We start from the raw sequence: 17,196 nt of genomic DNA, 5'->3' as shown, positions 1-17,196 counted from the left end.
CGGGGACTACTGCAGCGGCGGGTGCCACGCGCAGCGCCTTCTCGCGGTAGGCAGTCACGAGCTTGACGCGCGTGCTGCCGCCGGTGTTGTAGTCCCCGCTGCGTTCGCGGAACTCGAGAAGCAGCTTCTCGCGCCGCCGTGCGCCGCTGCGGACCTGAGGCGGCGCGTCGCCAGGCTCCGCGAGCACCTCGACGAGCGGAGCCTTCGTCTTGTAGAAGACGACGGTGATCAGCCCGAGGCCGAGCCGGCGGCACAGCCCGGTGAGCTCGCCCCAGCGCTGGTTCACCGCGCCTTTTTTATCGCGGACGCGTTCCACGGCGAGGTAGACGTTGGGGCTGAGGCGCAGACGTTCAACCCCCTGCAGCAGCAGGGCGAGGTTGAACGTTTTTTTCATCTCCACAATCAGCGGCTGATCCTCGCCCTCCCGCAGGCCAACAAGGTCACAGGTGCGCACCTCACCCTTGATTGAGTAGCCATACCTCTCAAAATAAGCCTTAAGAGGAGCATACAGCTCCGTTTCATGCTTAATCGCCATCGTAGTCACTCCCTGCAGTATTGCTGGTTATTTCATGCCTGATCGCCATCAAAAGTCACTCCTTGCAGATGTCCTGCTCGTTCACAGTATCTTTCATGTGTGCAGCTTTTCCGGTTCCATCTATATAACTAACGTTAAATGTGAAGTTCTAGTATTCATAATGATTCTCTATTATAGCACAGCAAAAAAGAGGTCAACTATTCCGGGCTCCCCGCATAGGTATGTAATACACTTTTAAAGCCAATCGAGCAAGTAGGAGCGCAAGAGGAGGCAGCGAGCAATGGACATTTTTGAGCGAATAGCTTCGTATCGGGCTGAGAATGACCGTTTGGCGTGGAGCGGTACCTTCAAGGACTATATAGGACTGCTGAGAAAAGACCCTTCTCCCGCTAAAACGGCTCACTCACGCGTATACGACATGATCAAATCACATGGCGTAGAGGACATTAACGGACGCAAGCGGTATAAGTTTTTTGAGCAGGAGATCTTCGGGCTGGACCGTGCGGTTGAAAAGCTGGTGGAGGAGTATTTCCATTCCGCTGCCCGCCGGCTCGACGTCCGTAAACGGATTCTGCTTCTTATGGGGCCGGTCAGCGGCGGTAAATCGACACTGGTTACGCTGTTAAAGCGCGGCCTGGAGCAATATTCACGTACCGATGCCGGCGCTGTATACGCAATTGAAGGCTGCCCGATGCATGAGGAGCCGCTGCACCTGATTCCGCTGGAGCTGCGCCCGGAGATAGAGCGTGAGCTCGGCGTACGGATTGAAGGTAACTTATGCCCGTCCTGCCAGATGCGGCTAAGAAATGAATATCACGGCGATATCGAGCAGGTCAAGGTTACCCGCGTTATTTTGTCGGAAGAGGAACGTATCGGCATCGGGACCTTCAGCCCGTCTGATCCGAAATCACAGGATATTGCCGACCTGACCGGCAGCATCGACTTCTCGACCATTACCGAATTCGGCTCGGAATCCGATCCGCGCGCCTACCGGTTCGACGGGGAGCTGAACAAGGCCAACCGCGGTCTGATGGAATTCCAGGAAATGCTGAAGTGCGACGAGAAGTTCCTGTGGAACCTGCTGTCCCTGACCCAGGAAGGAAATTTCAAGGCCGGACGGTTTGCGCTGATCAGCGCGGATGAGCTTATCGTGGCCCATACCAATGAAACAGAGTACAAATCCTTTATCTCCAATAAAAAGAACGAAGCGCTGCAGTCCCGCATGATTGTTATGCCGGTGCCGTACAACCTGAGAGTATCGGAAGAGGAAAAGATCTACGCCAAGCTGATCGGCCAGAGCGACATGAAGCATGTGCATATTGCGCCGCATGCCCTGCGGGCCGCTGCGATTTTCTCCATCCTGACCCGGCTCAAGGAGAGCAAGAAGCAGGGGATGGACCTGATCAAAAAGCTGCGGATGTACGACGGCGAAGAGGTCGAGGGCTATAAGGAAGCCGATCTCAAGGAGATGCAGACCGAATATCTGGATGAGGGCATGTCCGGCATCGATCCGCGGTATGTCATTAACCGGATTTCCAGCGCCCTGATTAAGGGTGATCTGCAGTGCATGAATGCGCTGGATGTGCTGCGGGCGATTAAGGACGGACTGGATTCCCACCCTTCGATCACCAAGGAAGAGCGCGAGCGTTATCTGAATTTCATTTCCATTGCCCGCAAGGAATACGATATTCTCGCCAAAAGCGAAGTGCAGAAGGCGTTTGTTTACTCTTTTGAAGAGTCAGCCAAGACATTGTTCGAGAACTATCTCGACAACATTGAGGCGTACTGCAACTGGACCAAAATCCGTGATCCGCTTACAGATGAAGAGATGGAGCCGGATGAGCGGCTGATGCGCTCGATTGAAGAGCAGATCGGCATCTCGGAGAACGCCAAAAAAGCCTTCCGCGAAGAGATCCTGATCCGCATCTCGGCGTACTCGCGCAAAGGCAAGAAGTTCGAATACAATAATCACGACCGGCTGCGTGAAGCGATTGAGAAGAAGCTGTTCACCGATCTGAAGGATATCGTGAAGATCACCACCTCGTCCAAAACGCCGGATGAAAGCCAGCTGAAGCGGATCAATGAGGTGTCCAGACGCCTGATCGAGGAGCACAACTACTGCCCGATCTGCGCCAATGAGCTGCTGAAATATGTGGGAAGCTTGCTGAACCGGTAAGCGCCTTTTGATGAAGGGCAGCCAAAAGACCAAAAAACAGCCATGTCAATGAGTTCATGCTGACATGGCTGTTTTTTTGGTGTTTATTTCGACTGCTTCGCATACCATTCCGAGAACTGCTTCTGGTACTCGGCAATATATTTGTCGATGCCCGCCGCCTTCAGCCGCTCCAGCGCTTTCGGGAAGGCAGTTTCATAATCGCTGAAGCCGCTGCCGATCGGGGCAAGGTATTCGGTTAATACACCGTTCAGCTTGGTTTCTTCATTTTTGACCGGTGTGTTGTCGAAGTTAAAGCCGGCACCCTTGGAGATGATGGCTCCGTCATCCCAGGCCTTGTAATCGGCGATGAAATCATCCGGTACAGTGTTATCGAAGCGGATAAAGTTTTTGTTCATCAGCAGCCAGTCGGGAATGAGCGAATCGGTGGTGATTTTGGTCAGGCGGCCGTTCGCATCCAGGGTGTAGTCGGTGCCTTCAATACCATAGGCGAACAGGTCATACAGCTCCTGGTTTTTTTGCAGCAGGTTGAAGAACATGAGATACCGTTCCGGGTCCTTGGCTGCGGCAGAGACGAAGAAGGCGGTACTGTATGTGCCACGGCTGATTTTTGGACGGCCGGTGCCGAGGAAATAGTTGACCAGCTTGGCATCAGGAACCGCCTGGGAAATGGTAGCTGCCCCTTCGAACGGACGGGCTGCTGTTCCAGCCCAGATCATGGCCTTGCCGGAGTTCCAGTCGGACTGCAGCTGGGGCACATTGGTGGCGGCGTATTTTGGAATAATGCCTTTGTCATACCAGCCGCGCATCAGGTTCGAATAAGCTTTGAATTCTTCGGTTTCAAACCAGCTGATGATCTTGTCATCCTGGACGGATTCATCAAGCGCGATAAAATCATTTTGCCAGTAGAGGTTTTGGTCAGTGTAATCATAGAGCAGCATTCTGCGCGCATCGGTACCGGCATATCCGACCAGCTCGGGATGAACGGCATGGACTTTATCATAAAAAGCCTCAAGCTCGGCCAGGGAAGTCACCTGGGTCATGCCAACCTCCTCCAGCAGATCCTGGCGGACCAGCACGCTGTAAAATTCGGCGGAGTTCGGCTTATTGCCTACAGGAATCGCGTACTGCTTGCCGCTCAGCTGGAAGGCGGTGAAGGAAGCTTCATCGACATTTTTACTCAGATCCGGTAAAGCTGCGACATATGGGGTAAGATCGGCATACAGGCCTTTGGCAACTGATTTTACCATGTAGTTGGTGTCGGTATAGGTGGCGAAATCCTCGCCCGTTGAGAGCATCAGGTCGGTTTTACCGCCGCCGTATTCGGTCCAGGGCAGGAACTGGAATTCCACCTCGGCATTGATTTCTTTTTTGACTACATCGTAGAACTCGGTCTTCGCCAGCTCCTTCATCCGGTTAGACTCATCGCCGTAGAGGACGATCTTCAGCTTGGCCGGTGCCAAAGTGGCGTTGTCCTTTGTGCTGTCAGCTGTAGATGACGGTGTTGTTTCTTCGCCGCCCGTGCTGCCGACATTGCCGGAGTTAGCGCTTTCATTATTGCCCTGGGAGCAGGCGCTTAACAGGAACACAGCGGAGAGGAGCAGACTTATCCAACCTTTTTTCTTGTTCATGATGAACCCTCCTGAATTAGAATGTACACATGAGGCGTATATTGCATCGGCCGTGCTCCTGTACCCATTGTACAACATGCCGGGATACGGAGGCACAAGCCTGGGGCAATCTGCATAGCTGCTGGATGCCGGAATCAGCCTTTGACTGATCCGACAATAATCCCTTTAACGAAAAAGCTCTGAAGAAACGGATACAGTATGGCGATCGGCAGAACGGTCAGGCAGGTCATGGCCATTTTGGCTGTTTCCAGCGGCGGGGCAATGATAGCGCCTCCAACATGTGCAGCATTGCCGGAGGCAAGGAACTGGATGTTGGCCATCATGTTGTACATCAGATATTGGATCGTATAGAGCTCCTGGTCGGTCACCAGCATCAGCGGCAGGTAGAAGTCATTCCAGAACTGCAACGCGTAGAAAAGGGAGATCGTAACCAGCCCGACCCGGCCGAGCGGGATCATAATGCTGAAAAAGATCCTCAGGTGGCCCGCACCGTCAATCTGCGCTGACTCCACGATTTCATGCGGAATGCTGCGGAAGTAATTAGCCATCAGGAACATCAGGAAGACACTTAGCACATAAGGAATAAACAGTCCGAGCAGCGTATCCCCGAGATGATAATATTTGGTGCTGAGCAGATACCACGGCAGTGTTCCGCCGCTGAACAGCATGGTGAAGTAGGCAAAGAAGGCGAAGACGTTCTTGAGCCGGAAGCCTTTGACAGAAATGACGTAGGCATAGGCGGTAGTCACCAGCACGGCGGTGAGGGTACCGAGAACGGTTACAACGAGCGACATAGAGTATGCCCGTATGATCTGCTCGGCTTTGGAGCCGAACAGGAACTGATATGTTTCCAGGCTGAAGCCGCGCGGCCAGAAGGAGTAGCCTTCGGCGGCAATTCTCGATTCCGTGGAAAGTGAGCCGGACACCGCCAGCACAAACGGTACAAGGCAGATGACCGAGAATACAGCGATGCAGATGTAAAAGAAAACGAGCAGGCCTTTATTTTCAGTAGCGGGCATGATTCTGGCCTCCTAAAATAGTTTGCTGTCTTTGTCATACCAGCCCGCCAGCTTGTTGGCCAGCAGCACCAGAATGAAGCCAAAGACGGACTGGTACAGGGTAATGGCTGAAGCAAAGCCGAATTCGCCGGACCGGATGGCTGTGCGGTAGACATAGACGTCAATGATATCGGTGGTCGGCAGCAGCAGCGGGTTAAGGAAGGTGACGCCCATAATCATACTCAGGTCGCCCTTCAGCATCCCGCCGATCCCGAGCAGGGTCATTAATATAATGGAAGGAATTAGCATCGGAACGGTGATTTTGGTAATGATCTGCCACCGGGAAGCCCCGTCGATTTTGGCCGCTTCATAATAAGAGGTATCGATCCCCTGCAGCACAGCATAGTAGATGATGGCGCCATAGCCGGCGCTTTTCCAGATATTCGCCAGCACCAGGATGACTACAAACAGCCACGGACTGGAGTACCAGTCCATTTGACTGAGCCCGAGCGCCTGAAGCAGCTGGTTGAGAATGCCTTTGTCATAATCCAGCAGGGAGAAGAGGATCGCCCCGATAATAATCCAAGAGATAAAATAGGGGAAAAACATCACGCTCTGCGTCACCTTAATAAACCACTTGCTGCGCAGCTCGTTCAGAATAACGGCGATCGCCACAGAGCAGAAGGTGCCGGTCAGCATATAAAGCGCATTCAACATTACGGTGTTGCGGGTAGCCCGCAGGGCATCCTCCATACTGGAAAAGAAAAATTCAAAGTTGGAGAAGCCGGCCCACGGGCTGCCGAAGATTCCGTCATTATAGTTGTAGTTCTTAAAGACGAGAATCAGGCCGCTCATCGGCAGGTAGGCAAACAGAATCAGAATAATGATGCCCGGCAGGGCGAGCAGGTACAGCGAGCTGTCCCGCCTAAGCGATTTGCGGAGTCTTCCGATACGGGAAGTCTTGGGGCCCGGGCTGTGCCGTACCGGTGTTCCGGGTGCAGCCTCTTGGATCATTAACAGTCACTCCTTTATGCTGGCGTTATCATTTCTTCCGTGCTTCAGCAGCACGCTTTACAAGGCAAAGCATAAGTCTGATGCATATGTAAACGCTACCAAAATAAACGGGGAAAAGTTAAAAAAAGCGGAAATTACGGGCTTAAAAAAACGTAAAAGGCTTCATTTTTCTGCGTTTTGGGCATGAAAAGGCGTATCCGGGGGGCAAACAGGGGGAGAAACAGGCATAAATGGGAGACTTTTTGATGATTGTCTGGAATACTGTAGGCAGAATTGGCCTGGCATACTCGTGCAAAAAGAGATGTCCGGACAGCCAGCTGCTGCATTCGAACATCTCTTTTTATTGCCCTTCGCCACCACTACGGGGACTGCATTGCGCGTTAATCCTGCTGCCGCAGAATATGGCTCATCCGCCATTTGGACGGGGTCACCCCGTAGCGCTTTTTAAATTGCGTGGTAAAGTAGGTGCTGCTGTTATAACCAACCTTGCCGGCGATGTCCCGGATATCCAGCCCGAGCTCGTTAACCAGCAGCAGCTCAGCCTGCTCCAGCCGGACCAAATTGACAAAATCGGGAAAGCTGCAGCCTACTTCTTCGGCAATTAGCCTGCTGAGGTACGCCGGGCTGAGCGACAGCTTCTGGGCAAGCGAGTTAAGCGACAGCCCGGGGTCATTGTAACGCTCCCTGATGTAGATGATGGCTTCAGCCGCGACACTACGGGACTGCACAGCACTCATGCCATCGATCCGGCCGGCAGCAGTATAACAGCATTCCTCCAGCCAGCCGCGCAGCTTGTCATAGCTCTGGAGCTGTGAGATCGCCTGGTAGTAATCCAGAAATCCGGAATGCCGGATTTCACTGCCCGGACCGGCAGTGCGCTCAAGCTCCTGAGCCAGCCTGCATACGGCGATTATGGCCAGTTCTATCCGGTAGCCGGTCACAACGGCAAGCAGACGCTCCACCGCCTGGGGGATATGGCTTCGCTGTTCAGGCAATCTGACAGACTGCAGCACCGGTTCTAACGTGCTGTCAGGTACCGGACTGCTGTTCAGGTGAATTGTGTCATCAGCAAAAACAATGTTGCGTTGTTCCAGAAATTTAACATAATGGAGCCCGTTGGCCGCTTCAATATAATTCGGCTTCAGGAGGCTGAGATCATCCGTCAAGCCGCTGATACCGAGTGCACAGCGTACTCCGGGCTGTGTTAGCCCTACTGCGAGCGCCTCCCAGTTACTGCGGTAGAGGGCATAATCTCCTAAGCTTCCGCTGTGAAGCTCACTTAAGATAAGGACCGCCGACCCTTCATGCGGGTGAAAAGCCTGTACAGCAGCCAGTCCGGAGAATTCCGTACGGATCTGTGCAACTGCATCGCCGCATATCTGCTGCAGTGTGGGAGCTGGAAGCTCCTCCATCACTGCAAGCACACATACGCAGTATGCTCCCCCGGCCGTGCCCAGGCTCATATTGGGCTTAACGGATTCGTCAGGAGCCCTGCGTGGGGAGAGCAGCCAGCGCATCAGTGCGCTGTCGTCACTTTCTTTTTTTAGCTGGTTGAGCCGAGCTCCGATCATTTCCAGCTCCTGGCTGGCAGAGGCGAAATCACCGCCTCTCTTCAGCGCCTCCTCATTGCCGGACAGATGGAGGATATTGCCGAACAGCCGGCCGATCGGCTGGTACATTTGCCGGGAGATCAGTCCGGAGACGACGGCTGCTGCTGCTATCAGGGCAAGACACAGCGTAATCATCAGATTACGGGCGCTCGATATATCCCGGATGCTGTCCTTATAGGGGGTGTCCGACATGAACCACAGTTTATCCTTGGGTGAGTATACAAAAGTAACCAGACGGGCTTCCCCGCCTCCCTTATAAACAAAGGATCCCTGCTCCAGGGCGGAGTCCACTATCTGATTCGTCATTGCTGTTTCCAGCGGATCACCTGAAAGCGCACTGTGCATAAGCACTGTCCCGTTTCGGTCCAGCACCGCGTAGCGGGTGGTCTCGCCTTCAGTCTGAGTGAAAAGATTGTTTTGCAGCTTGGACAAGTTTACCGTCAAGGCAACAGCCCCGTAATATTCACTGTCCGCAAAAGCCCGGTCATTATAAAAAACGGTCATCAGCTTTACCGGGGTGCCGTTATTTAAGGCGGCATCCCACAGGAACGGAGATTCAACAATCCGGCTATCCCGCATCCGCTCTGCCAGCTGCAGCTTGGATTCCGGACTCAGCGGCATATTTTCAAACATCGCAACAGGCTCATCTACACCAAAAATATAAGCGTTCTCCAGGTACTGGTTAACCACCAGGGCACCCTTAATCTGGCTCAAGGCACTGTACAGCTGGTCGCTCCAGCTTGTATCTCCGTTCATCATCAACGCGTTGATGTTCGGGTTGGCATAGAAATCCATCGTGTAATTCTGGACGATTTCCTTATAGTTCTTGAATACGGTTTCAGTATTAAGCAGCACATTCCGGTTGGCCTTGTTCACATTGGCTATTGAAATATTACGGTACCAGAAAAAGATGACAACAGCCAGCACGAGTATGCAGCAGACAGATATTGTGGTCAGGCTCATAAAAAAACGGGTGTATAATCTCTTTCTTTTGCCCAAGCTGATCGCCCCTTCGTGTAAATCCATCTATACCTATTCTAGTGGGACGGGGAATCTCCTGACAAGGTGTGAAAAAGCAAGGATAGAGCATGAAAGTATAAAAATGAACAAATTGAGCATGGAAATTGCAAGAAAGTTGAACATGGGCGAACTATAATTGGTGGTGCTTACATATTTTCCGCCCTAAGGAGGCTTCTTGTATTGAGAACATTCCGCAATCCGGTTATGCCGGGCTTTTACCCTGACCCTTCGGCCATCCGTGTCGGTGAGGATTATTATCTGGTTACCTCCAGCTTTGAATTTTTCCCCGGCGTTCCGATCTTCCACAGCAAGGATCTGGTCAACTGGCGGCAGCTTGGCCATGTGCTTGACCGCCCCTCGCAGCTTAATTTAGATCATACGATTCCTTCGATGGGCATTTGGGCGCCGACTCTGCGCTATCATCAGGGAATCTTCTATATGATTACAACCTATGTCGATAATGACAAAAACCAGCACAACTTCTATGTCACCGCCACTGATCCCGCCGGAGACTGGTCTGATCCGGTCTGGCTGGAGGATGCTCCCGGCATCGACTCTTCGCTATTCTTCGATGAAGACGGGAAGGTGTACTACACCGGCAACCGCGTTCCGCCTGAAGGCCAGGATTATCCGAAGCATATGGACATCTGGCTGCAGGAAATTGACCTGGAGGCAGGTAAGCTGACAGGACCAAAAATCAGTATCTGGCAGGGCGCGCTTAAAGTGGCTCACGCACAGGAAGGTCCGCATGTCTACCGGATCCGGGACTGGTATTATGTGCTGATCGCCGAAGGCGGCACCGGACATACCCATGCAATTACCATCGCAAGAAGTAAACATGTAGCAGGGCCATATGAAGGGCACAAGGCCAATCCGATCCTGACCCACCGCCATCTAGGCAGACAATATCCGATTGTTAACGTCGGGCACGGCGAGCTGGTCGAGACCCAGCACGGGGACTGGTGGATGTTCTGTCTGGCTTCACGGACCTGCGGCGGCTATTACCGCAACCTGGGGCGCGAAACCTTTCTCACCCCGGTAGCCTGGGAGAATGAGTGGCCTGTAGTGAATCCCGGCAAAGGCGTGCTGGAATTTGAGTCAGCCGCACCGGATCTGCCGGAGACTAAGTGGCCCGAGCTGCCGGCGCGTGATGATTTTGCGGATAGCAGACTGGGCCTGAGCTGGAATTTCCTGCGGACACCGCGCGGCGAATTCTGGAGTCTAACCGATAAGCCGGGTTATCTGCGGCTTCGCCTGAAGCCGCAGCGGCTCTCCGAAGTGGAGAATCCGTCCTTTATCGGCAGACGGCAGCAGCACCTCAGCTTCCGCGCTGCGGCGGATATGATGTTCAGCCCGGTGCAGGAGGGTGAAGCAGCCGGACTTGTCCTGCTGCAGAATGAAAACTATCATTTCCGCTATGAATTAGGGCAGGATGCGGGCCAGCAGGTGCTCCGCCTGATCGAGCGCCGCGGCGGCAGTGAGCAGCTGCTGGCTTCCAGAGCATACACACCGGGCAAAGTGCAGTTCAAGGTGGAAGCAAAGGGACAGGAATACAGCTTCTATTACAGAACCTCTGAATCCGATAAATGGACTGCACTGTATGAGAAGGCGGACGGAACGGTGCTTAGTACCGATCTGGCAGGAGGCTTTACCGGGGCATACATTGGTATGTATGCCAGCTCTCAGGGGGCGGAAAGCATTAATGCTGCAGATTTCGACTGGTTCAGCTATGAAGGGCTTGAATAGGGAAGGGGGAAATAATAATGAGTATTAATCCAATAATTGAAGCTTATCCGCTTCCGGAGCTTCCGCAGATTCCGGATCGGACTTTTTATATTACGGAGTATGGTGCAGAAGCCGGAGTCTTCTCGCTGTGTACCTCTGCCATTCAGGCTGCGCTTGATGCCTGCGCTGCTGCCGGAGGCGGAACGGTTATTATTCCGCAGGGAATCTGGCGTACAGGCCCGCTTACCCTCCGCAGCCGGACCAACCTGCATGCCCAGGTAGGAGCGCTGGTACAGTTTGTCCCGGACCCGGTTTTGTACCCGCTGCAGCCTTCCTACTATGAGGGTACATCCGGCTGGCGCTGCCAGTCACCGCTGGACGGTGAGGGTCTGAGCGATGTGGCAATTACAGGCGATGGAATATTCGACGGCGGCGGAGAGGGCTGGCGTCCGGTCAAACGCTTCAAGATGACAGAATTGCAGTGGAAGAAGCTGACCGGCTCCGGCGGGGTGCTTGATGAAGCAGGAGAGATGTGGTGGCCGTCGCGCGAAGCGATGGAAGGGGAGGCGTACGTACGCAGCCTGCAGGAGAGCGGGGATACGAGTGTAGAGGCTTATCTGCCTGCACGGGCCTATCTCCGGCCTGTGCTGCTTAGCCTGCGGAACTGCCGCAGGGTACTGCTGGAAGGTCCGACCTTTCAGAATTCGCCTGCCTGGAACCTGCATCCGATGGCCTGTGAGCAGATTACGGTACGGAAGGTCCAGGTGCGTAATCCCTGGTATTCGCAGAACGGGGACGGAATTGACCTGGAATCCTGCAGCCATGCGCTTGTCGAGCATTGCAGCTTCGATGTAGGGGATGACGCCATCTGCCTGAAATCGGGCAAGGATGAAGAAGGCCGGAGATTGGGTATACCTTGCAGCTATATCACAATCCGTCATTGCACCGTGTATCACGGCCACGGGGGAGTGGTCATCGGCAGTGAAATGTCCGGCGGTGTGCATGCGGTCAGAGTGCATGACTGCCTGTTCATGGGAACTGATATCGGGCTGCGCTTCAAGAGCACCAGAGGCAGAGGCGGTGTTGTTGAGGATATTGTTATGGAGAACATCGACATGAGCGGTATCCTTCATGAAGCAGTGTCCTTCCACATGTTCTACGCAGGTGTAGAGGGCTCGGAGGGGCATGATGAGGAGCTGCTGCCGGTAACCGAAGAAACACCGCAGTTCCGGAACATCACCCTCCGCAATATTGTCTGCCAGGGGGCGGATACCGCACTGCTGGTGAACGGATTACCGGAGCTGCCGCTCGCTGAACTAACGGTTGGGAATCTGCAAGCCGTCAGCAAGCGCGGCATCATCCTGCGTAACGGCGACGGGTTAAGACTTGATAACATCGGTCTGCAGACTGAAGAATTGCCTGAGGTGCAGATTCATAAATGCAGAAACGTCTCTGTCACGAATTCAGATCAGCTGTCCATCAGCCGGAGTTAAAATAATGTCATGGTCTACGGCCTCTCCGGTAATCCGGGAGCCGGACGACGGCCGGGCTTTGGCTTCCTTCCGGTATTGAAGCGGAGTCAGCCCCGTTGATTTTTTGAAGGTTTTATTAAAGTGGGAGAGATGCTCGAAGCCGACCGCCGAGGCGATCTCCTGGATTTTATCCGCCGAACCGGCGAGCAGACGTTCAGCTTCCCTGACCCGGATATGAACGATGTATTCACGGAAATGAAATCCTGTCAGACGGTGGAACACCCGGCTCAAATAAGAGGGGCTGATGAAAAAATGCCCGGCCGTCTGCTCAAGGGTCAGTGACTCGCGGTAATGGCCGCGGATGTAGGTGGCAACTTCCGTAACCAGCTGGTGGAGCGGATGCTTGGTTGCTCCGGCCTGTGAGGTAGTCTCGGAACGCTGCAGCAGAATCATCAGCTCGGTGAGAAGCGTTATGATGCAGGTCTCATAGAAGGGCTTCTGCAGCCGGCATTCCTCCAGCATCCGGTTCAGCAGGCTTTCCGCCTCGTCCTGTTCGCGCAGTGTAAGCCTGAATAGCCGGTAGCTGCGGCTGTGGAACCACTGCGCTCTGCTGCGCAGCTGCACCGGCAGCAGAGCCGGATCATAATTAATCAGAATCCGTTCAAATTCGGCGATTTCTGAGCTGGCTGTGGAATGAAGCTCGTTGCCTTGGATGAGAATCAGCTCGCCTTTATGAACGGTGATCACCCTGTCATCGACAAAGTAGACGCGCTCCCCTTCCAGCAGATAATACAGCTCTATTAATTCATGTCTATGGGGGCGCGGCATAGCGGTAATGCCTTTGCGCTTCATATGCTGGATGCTGTACCGGCTGTCTGCTATATGATATTTGGGATTTGGGCTGGTTATGCTGGTCATGAATCTCCTCTTCTCTTCAGGCCGTTACGGCTATTATAGAATAAATTAAGACAGATATAAAAGGAGCCGCGTATGCTAATTACAGTCTCAAAGGATAATACCGGCGGATTCGGCAGCCTGCAGGAGGCCTTGGATTCTATTCCCCCGGAGTACAGGTCAGCGGTTACCATCCGTATCAGACCCGGAATCTATGAGGAAAAAATTACAGTAGGACAGCAGCTGCCTCCCATTCTGCTGCTGGGTGAGGATACAGAATCGACCATCCTGAGCTGGTCGGACAACGCGCATACGCTCGGCCCGGACGGCGAGCCGCTCGGCACATTCAGAACCGGTACGCTAAATGTCTTTGCGTCAGTCTTCACCGCCGAGAATCTGACTGTCCGCAACAGCTCCGGCCCGGGCACCGGTCAGGCCGTAGCTGCTTTTATTGATGCAGATCAGGCTGTCTTCCGGCGGGTCCGCCTGCTCGGGGATCAGGATACGCTGTATACCGGCCAAGGCAGGCAATATTACGATAACTGCTATATCGAAGGTGATGTGGATTATATTTTCGGTCCCGCGACCGCTTTGTTTGACCGCTGCGAGCTGCATAACAAGCGTTCCCGGGGTTATATTACCGCAGCTTCCACACCGGAAGGCGCCAGATTCGGTTACGTGTTCCTGAACTGCGGGATCACCGGGGGAGAAGGAGTCAGCGATGTCTATCTGGGCCGTCCATGGCGTCCCTATGCCCGTGTGGCTTTTATCCGCACCGGGATGGATGCTTCGGTTACGCCGGAAGGCTGGCATAACTGGGGGCAGCCGGACAGGGAGGCAACCAGCCGTTATGAGGAATATGCCAGCAGCGGACCGGGGGCTGGTCCGCAGGCAAGAGTATCATGGTCCCGGCAGCTGAATGCTGAGGAAGCGGCGGAATACAGGGTGCTGAACGTCCTCGGCGGCTGGCATCCGGAGGGATATTGAGTGTCTGCTAACATCGCAGACAGTATGCAGGAGGCGAACAAGAAATGGATGTATTGCAGCAATACATGAACAACCTGACAGATTCCGCACCCCGCAGCTCCGCGTTCCGGGAGGAGCTTCCTTTCGGGCAGTGGCGTTCCGGGCTTGCCGCAGCCTTCACGGAGAAGCTGGGCGGATTCCCGGAGACGCGTACCGGGCTTGAACCCGTGCTGCTGGAGCGGGTAGCCTGTCCCGGATATATCCGGGAACGGATAGAGATTACAACCTACGAGGGACTGCGTATGCCGCTGTACCTGCTGATTCCGGAAGGGGCTTCAGCTTCTCCCGCACCGGCCGTTGTAGCCGTTCACGGACATGGCTATGGCAGCCGGGAGATTACCGGCCTGGACCCGGACGGATCAGAACGGCAGAGGGACCCGGGACTTCATAAGGATTTTGCCGTATCGCTTGTTAAAGAAGGCTTTGTAGTGGCTGCTCCGGAGGTGTTTGGCTTCGGCGACCGGCGGCTGGATGAAGACCGCTTGAGCGGTGAGCCTGGCAAAAACTCCTGCTTCCGCCTGTCCTCGGCGCTGTTAATGGCCGGACAGACGATGGCTGGTTACCGCATCTATGAGACGATGCGGGTGCTTGATTATCTGGAGACCCGCAGTGAGGTGCGCAGCGGGCATATCGGCATTATGGGCATCTCCGGCGGCGGACTGGTAGCCGGCTTCACGGCGGCGCTGGATGAGCGGATTGCCTGTGCCGTTGTCAGCGGCTATGCCAATACATTCGCAGCTAGTATTCTTACACGGAACCACTGCCTGGATAACTACATTCCGGGGATACTGCTGGAAGCCGAAATGCCGGACCTGCTGGGGTTAATTGCGCCGCGCGGCCTGTTCCTGGAGTCAGGTGATGGTGATCCGTTATTCGGCCCTGCAGGATCAAAGCTTGCGCTGGGCAGACTGCAGCAGATTTACAGTGCAGCGGGGCATAGCGGGCAGGTCGGGGCAGATTTTTTCTCAGGCGGGCATGAGATTCACGGCGGTCCGGCGTTTGCCTGGCTGCGCGGGCAGCTTGCAGATTGACTACTATTATAGATAAATGACAGGAGGAATGAATGATGTCTGTAACAGAGGTGAATACCGTAAGCTGGTCCCGCAGGATTGCGGAGACTATACTCGGCCAGTGCAATGAGCAGGGGGAGCATGCTTACCTGCTGGAGCGCTGGGCTTATGTTCCGGGTATGCTGCAGCTGGCGATGGCCAAGGCCGGGCTTCAGCTGGGAGAACCGGATTATTTCGATTATATGCAGCGGCATATGGACAGCTTCATCGGCGGGGACGGCTCCATCCGCACATACAGGCTGGAGGAATATAATCTGGACCAGATTAACCAGGGCAAGAATCTGTTCCTGCTCTACCAGAAGACCGGAGAGCAGCGCTACGCCGAAGCTGCCCATCTGCTGGCGGCCCAGCTGATCAGTCATCCCCGCACCTCGGAAGGCGGGTTCTGGCACAAAAAAGTCTATCCGTTCCAGATGTGGCTGGACGGGTTATATATGGCCTCGCCGTTTCTGGCCCAGTTCGGCGCTGTCTTCCAGCGCCCCGAGCTGATTGACGAGTCAGCCCGCCAGCTGCTGCTGATCGAGCGCCGGACCCGTGATCCCCGCACCGGTCTGCTGTATCACGGCTGGGATGAATCGAAGGAGCAGGAGTGGGCAGATTCCACAACCGGATTATCCTCCCACTTCTGGAGCCGGGCAATGGGCTGGTATGTGATGGCTTGCGTGGACTGCCTGGAGCATTTTCCGGTGACCCATCCGCAGCGCGGAACGATCATCGGTATTTTTCAGCGGGTGTGCGGCGCTCTTCTGGAAGTACAGGACAAGGAGACCGGCCTCTGGTATCAGGTGCTGGATCAGGCGGGACGCAAGGGGAATTACCTGGAAGCTACCGGCTCAACTATGTTCGTGTATGCCATGGCTAAGGGGCTGAGACTGGGCTATCTGGAGCGTTCTTTTGAAGCAGGTATGCTTAGAGGCTATGAAGGTATTATGAAGCATCTGGTTACAGAGGACAGCGAAGGTCTTCATTTGCACGCAATCTGCAATGGCGCCGGGCTGAGCAAAGACCGTAACGGCTCCTACGATTACTATATTTCTGAAGCTGTTGTATCGGATACCCCCATGGGAGTCGGGCCGCTTTTGCTGGCATCGCTTGAAGTGGAGAGCTATTGTGAGGGGAAATAGGCAGTCAGGCCAATCGGAGCCTCCAAGGCTTTGCATTATGTGTGGTGCTGAATCACCCGGTACCTGTTGAGAAGTATGTGCTGCTGTAGCGGATGAATTACTGTTGGCATCTTGCCTGCTCGTTCCCCCTTGGAGGGGGAGGGGCGGGCTTTTTTTGCTGACATAACTGCACTCTGTGCAATTAAAAGGGGCAAAAACCAATAGCTGAGCGATATAAGTGTAGTTTGTGCAGCTATATCAGCCGGAATTAGGCTAAAAGGGATTTTTTAGTGTTTTTAGATGTACGGAGTACAGCTATTCAGATTTTATGGAATAAAAAGAGTTTTTTAGATGTACAGAGTGCAGTTAAGTATGGATGCCTGGCTAAGGTTGGCTTTTCGTGACCGCGCGGGACTGTAAATACTGCTCAATTTGTTTCTTATGGTGCTTATCATGGGGGAGAAAGCCCCGCAGATGCCCGCGGTAGCTGAACGTTTTGCCGTCACCGTCCTTGTGCGTCCGCGAAAAATCCGCTTCACTGCTGCCCGTCATCTCGGCAACGATCAGGCTGCGGTATAGCACAAATTGCTCAATCGCCTCCTGCACGGTTACCGTCTGCGCGTACTGAATCGCCCGGGCATTAAATTCGTTAAAATTCAGGTGCTTCGCCGTCACCGGCTGCCCTTCCTTCACTTTGGCGAATGCCTCCCCGTAAAAATACTGATCCCAGCGCATTAAGTGGCAGAGCAGCTCTTTGAGCGACCATTTGCCTTCTCCGACGGGACTTTCCCAGACTGTATTGTCCAGGGCTTCCAGCGACTGAATGTAAGGAATGAAAGAATGGAATTCGGATACACGCTGAGCATTTGTTGTGGGTGCCATGATTTTTTCCTCCTGTAAAAAGGGTTTATTGGGTATTATTCCC

At 54.1% G+C, this 17,196-nt stretch carries 13 protein-coding genes; 6 read left to right on the top strand and 7 right to left on the bottom strand.

Annotation, left to right across the window (positions count from 1 at the left end; genetic code table 11):
- Positions 1-535 (bottom strand): DUF2161 family putative PD-(D/E)XK-type phosphodiesterase (locus tag BN3772_RS20650; protein WP_042201873.1); only part of this gene is annotated, 535 nt, incomplete at its 3' end.
- Between the two features lie 280 nt (positions 536-815).
- Between BN3772_RS20650 and BN3772_RS20645 the strand changes: the two genes are divergently transcribed.
- Positions 816-2,711, top strand: coding sequence for a PrkA family serine protein kinase (locus BN3772_RS20645; protein WP_042201872.1), 1,896 nt, complete (start codon positions 816-818; stop codon positions 2,709-2,711).
- 83 nt (positions 2,712-2,794) lie between these two features.
- Here the strand turns inward: BN3772_RS20645 and BN3772_RS20640 are convergent, their stop codons facing one another.
- The 4 genes from BN3772_RS20640 to BN3772_RS20625 form a co-directional block, all read right to left on the bottom strand.
- Positions 2,795-4,339 (bottom strand): DUF3502 domain-containing protein, encoded by a 1,545-nt coding sequence (locus tag BN3772_RS20640; protein WP_042201871.1) that lies wholly within the window; start codon positions 4,337-4,339, stop codon positions 2,795-2,797.
- A 134-nt stretch (positions 4,340-4,473) separates the two neighbouring features.
- On the bottom strand, positions 4,474-5,358 hold the full coding sequence (locus BN3772_RS20635) for a carbohydrate ABC transporter permease (RefSeq protein WP_042201870.1): 885 nt from the start codon (positions 5,356-5,358) through the stop codon (positions 4,474-4,476).
- A gap of 12 nt (positions 5,359-5,370) precedes the next feature.
- On the bottom strand, positions 5,371-6,351 hold the full coding sequence (locus BN3772_RS20630; protein ID WP_086074686.1) for an ABC transporter permease: 981 nt from the start codon (positions 6,349-6,351) through the stop codon (positions 5,371-5,373).
- A 380-nt stretch (positions 6,352-6,731) separates the two neighbouring features.
- Complete coding sequence (locus tag BN3772_RS20625) at positions 6,732-8,960, bottom strand: AraC family transcriptional regulator (RefSeq protein ID WP_157643632.1); 2,229 nt, start codon at positions 8,958-8,960, stop codon at positions 6,732-6,734.
- Between the two features lie 201 nt (positions 8,961-9,161).
- On the opposite strand from BN3772_RS20625, the gene BN3772_RS20620 reads away from it, so the two are divergent.
- Positions 9,162-10,727 (top strand): glycoside hydrolase family 43 protein, encoded by a 1,566-nt coding sequence (locus BN3772_RS20620; protein ID WP_209443684.1) that lies wholly within the window; start codon positions 9,162-9,164, stop codon positions 10,725-10,727.
- 17 nt (positions 10,728-10,744) lie between these two features.
- The gene (locus BN3772_RS20615; RefSeq protein WP_244444804.1) at positions 10,745-12,199 is read left to right on the top strand and encodes a glycoside hydrolase family 28 protein; all 1,455 of its coding nucleotides are present in this window, start codon (positions 10,745-10,747) and stop codon (positions 12,197-12,199) included.
- Here the strand turns inward: BN3772_RS20615 and BN3772_RS20610 are convergent.
- Positions 12,170-13,096, bottom strand: a complete 927-nt coding sequence (locus tag BN3772_RS20610; RefSeq protein ID WP_086074684.1) for a helix-turn-helix transcriptional regulator — start codon at positions 13,094-13,096, stop codon at positions 12,170-12,172. The genes BN3772_RS20615 and BN3772_RS20610 overlap by 30 nt on opposite strands.
- 72 nt (positions 13,097-13,168) lie before the next feature.
- Between BN3772_RS20610 and BN3772_RS20605 the strand changes: the two genes are divergently transcribed.
- Genes BN3772_RS20605 through BN3772_RS20595 form a run of 3 tightly spaced genes read left to right on the top strand, consistent with a single transcriptional unit; the run spans position 13,169 to position 16,292 of the window.
- Positions 13,169-14,059, top strand: a complete 891-nt coding sequence (locus BN3772_RS20605) for a pectinesterase family protein (RefSeq protein ID WP_042201865.1) — start codon at positions 13,169-13,171, stop codon at positions 14,057-14,059.
- A 44-nt stretch (positions 14,060-14,103) separates the two neighbouring features.
- Complete coding sequence (locus tag BN3772_RS20600; protein WP_042201862.1) at positions 14,104-15,129, top strand: alpha/beta hydrolase family protein; 1,026 nt, start codon at positions 14,104-14,106, stop codon at positions 15,127-15,129.
- 32 nt (positions 15,130-15,161) lie between these two features.
- On the top strand, positions 15,162-16,292 hold the full coding sequence (locus BN3772_RS20595) for a glycoside hydrolase family 88/105 protein (RefSeq protein ID WP_042201859.1): 1,131 nt from the start codon (positions 15,162-15,164) through the stop codon (positions 16,290-16,292).
- Positions 16,293-16,655: 363 nt separating this feature from the next.
- On the opposite strand, the gene BN3772_RS20590 is transcribed toward BN3772_RS20595, so the two are convergent.
- Positions 16,656-17,153 carry a DinB family protein gene (locus tag BN3772_RS20590; protein WP_042201857.1) on the bottom strand — a complete coding sequence of 166 codons (498 nt, stop codon included), beginning with the start codon at positions 17,151-17,153 and terminating at the stop codon, positions 16,656-16,658.
- Between the last annotated feature and the right edge of the window lie 43 nt (positions 17,154-17,196).

Origin of the sequence: Paenibacillus camerounensis (assembly GCF_000723885.1) — a bacterium.
In the GTDB taxonomy this organism is placed as follows: domain Bacteria; phylum Bacillota; class Bacilli; order Paenibacillales; family Paenibacillaceae; genus Paenibacillus_AQ; species Paenibacillus_AQ camerounensis.
The sequence above is the reverse complement of the archived record's forward strand: the minus strand, read 5'-3'. Positions and strand labels throughout refer to the sequence as shown.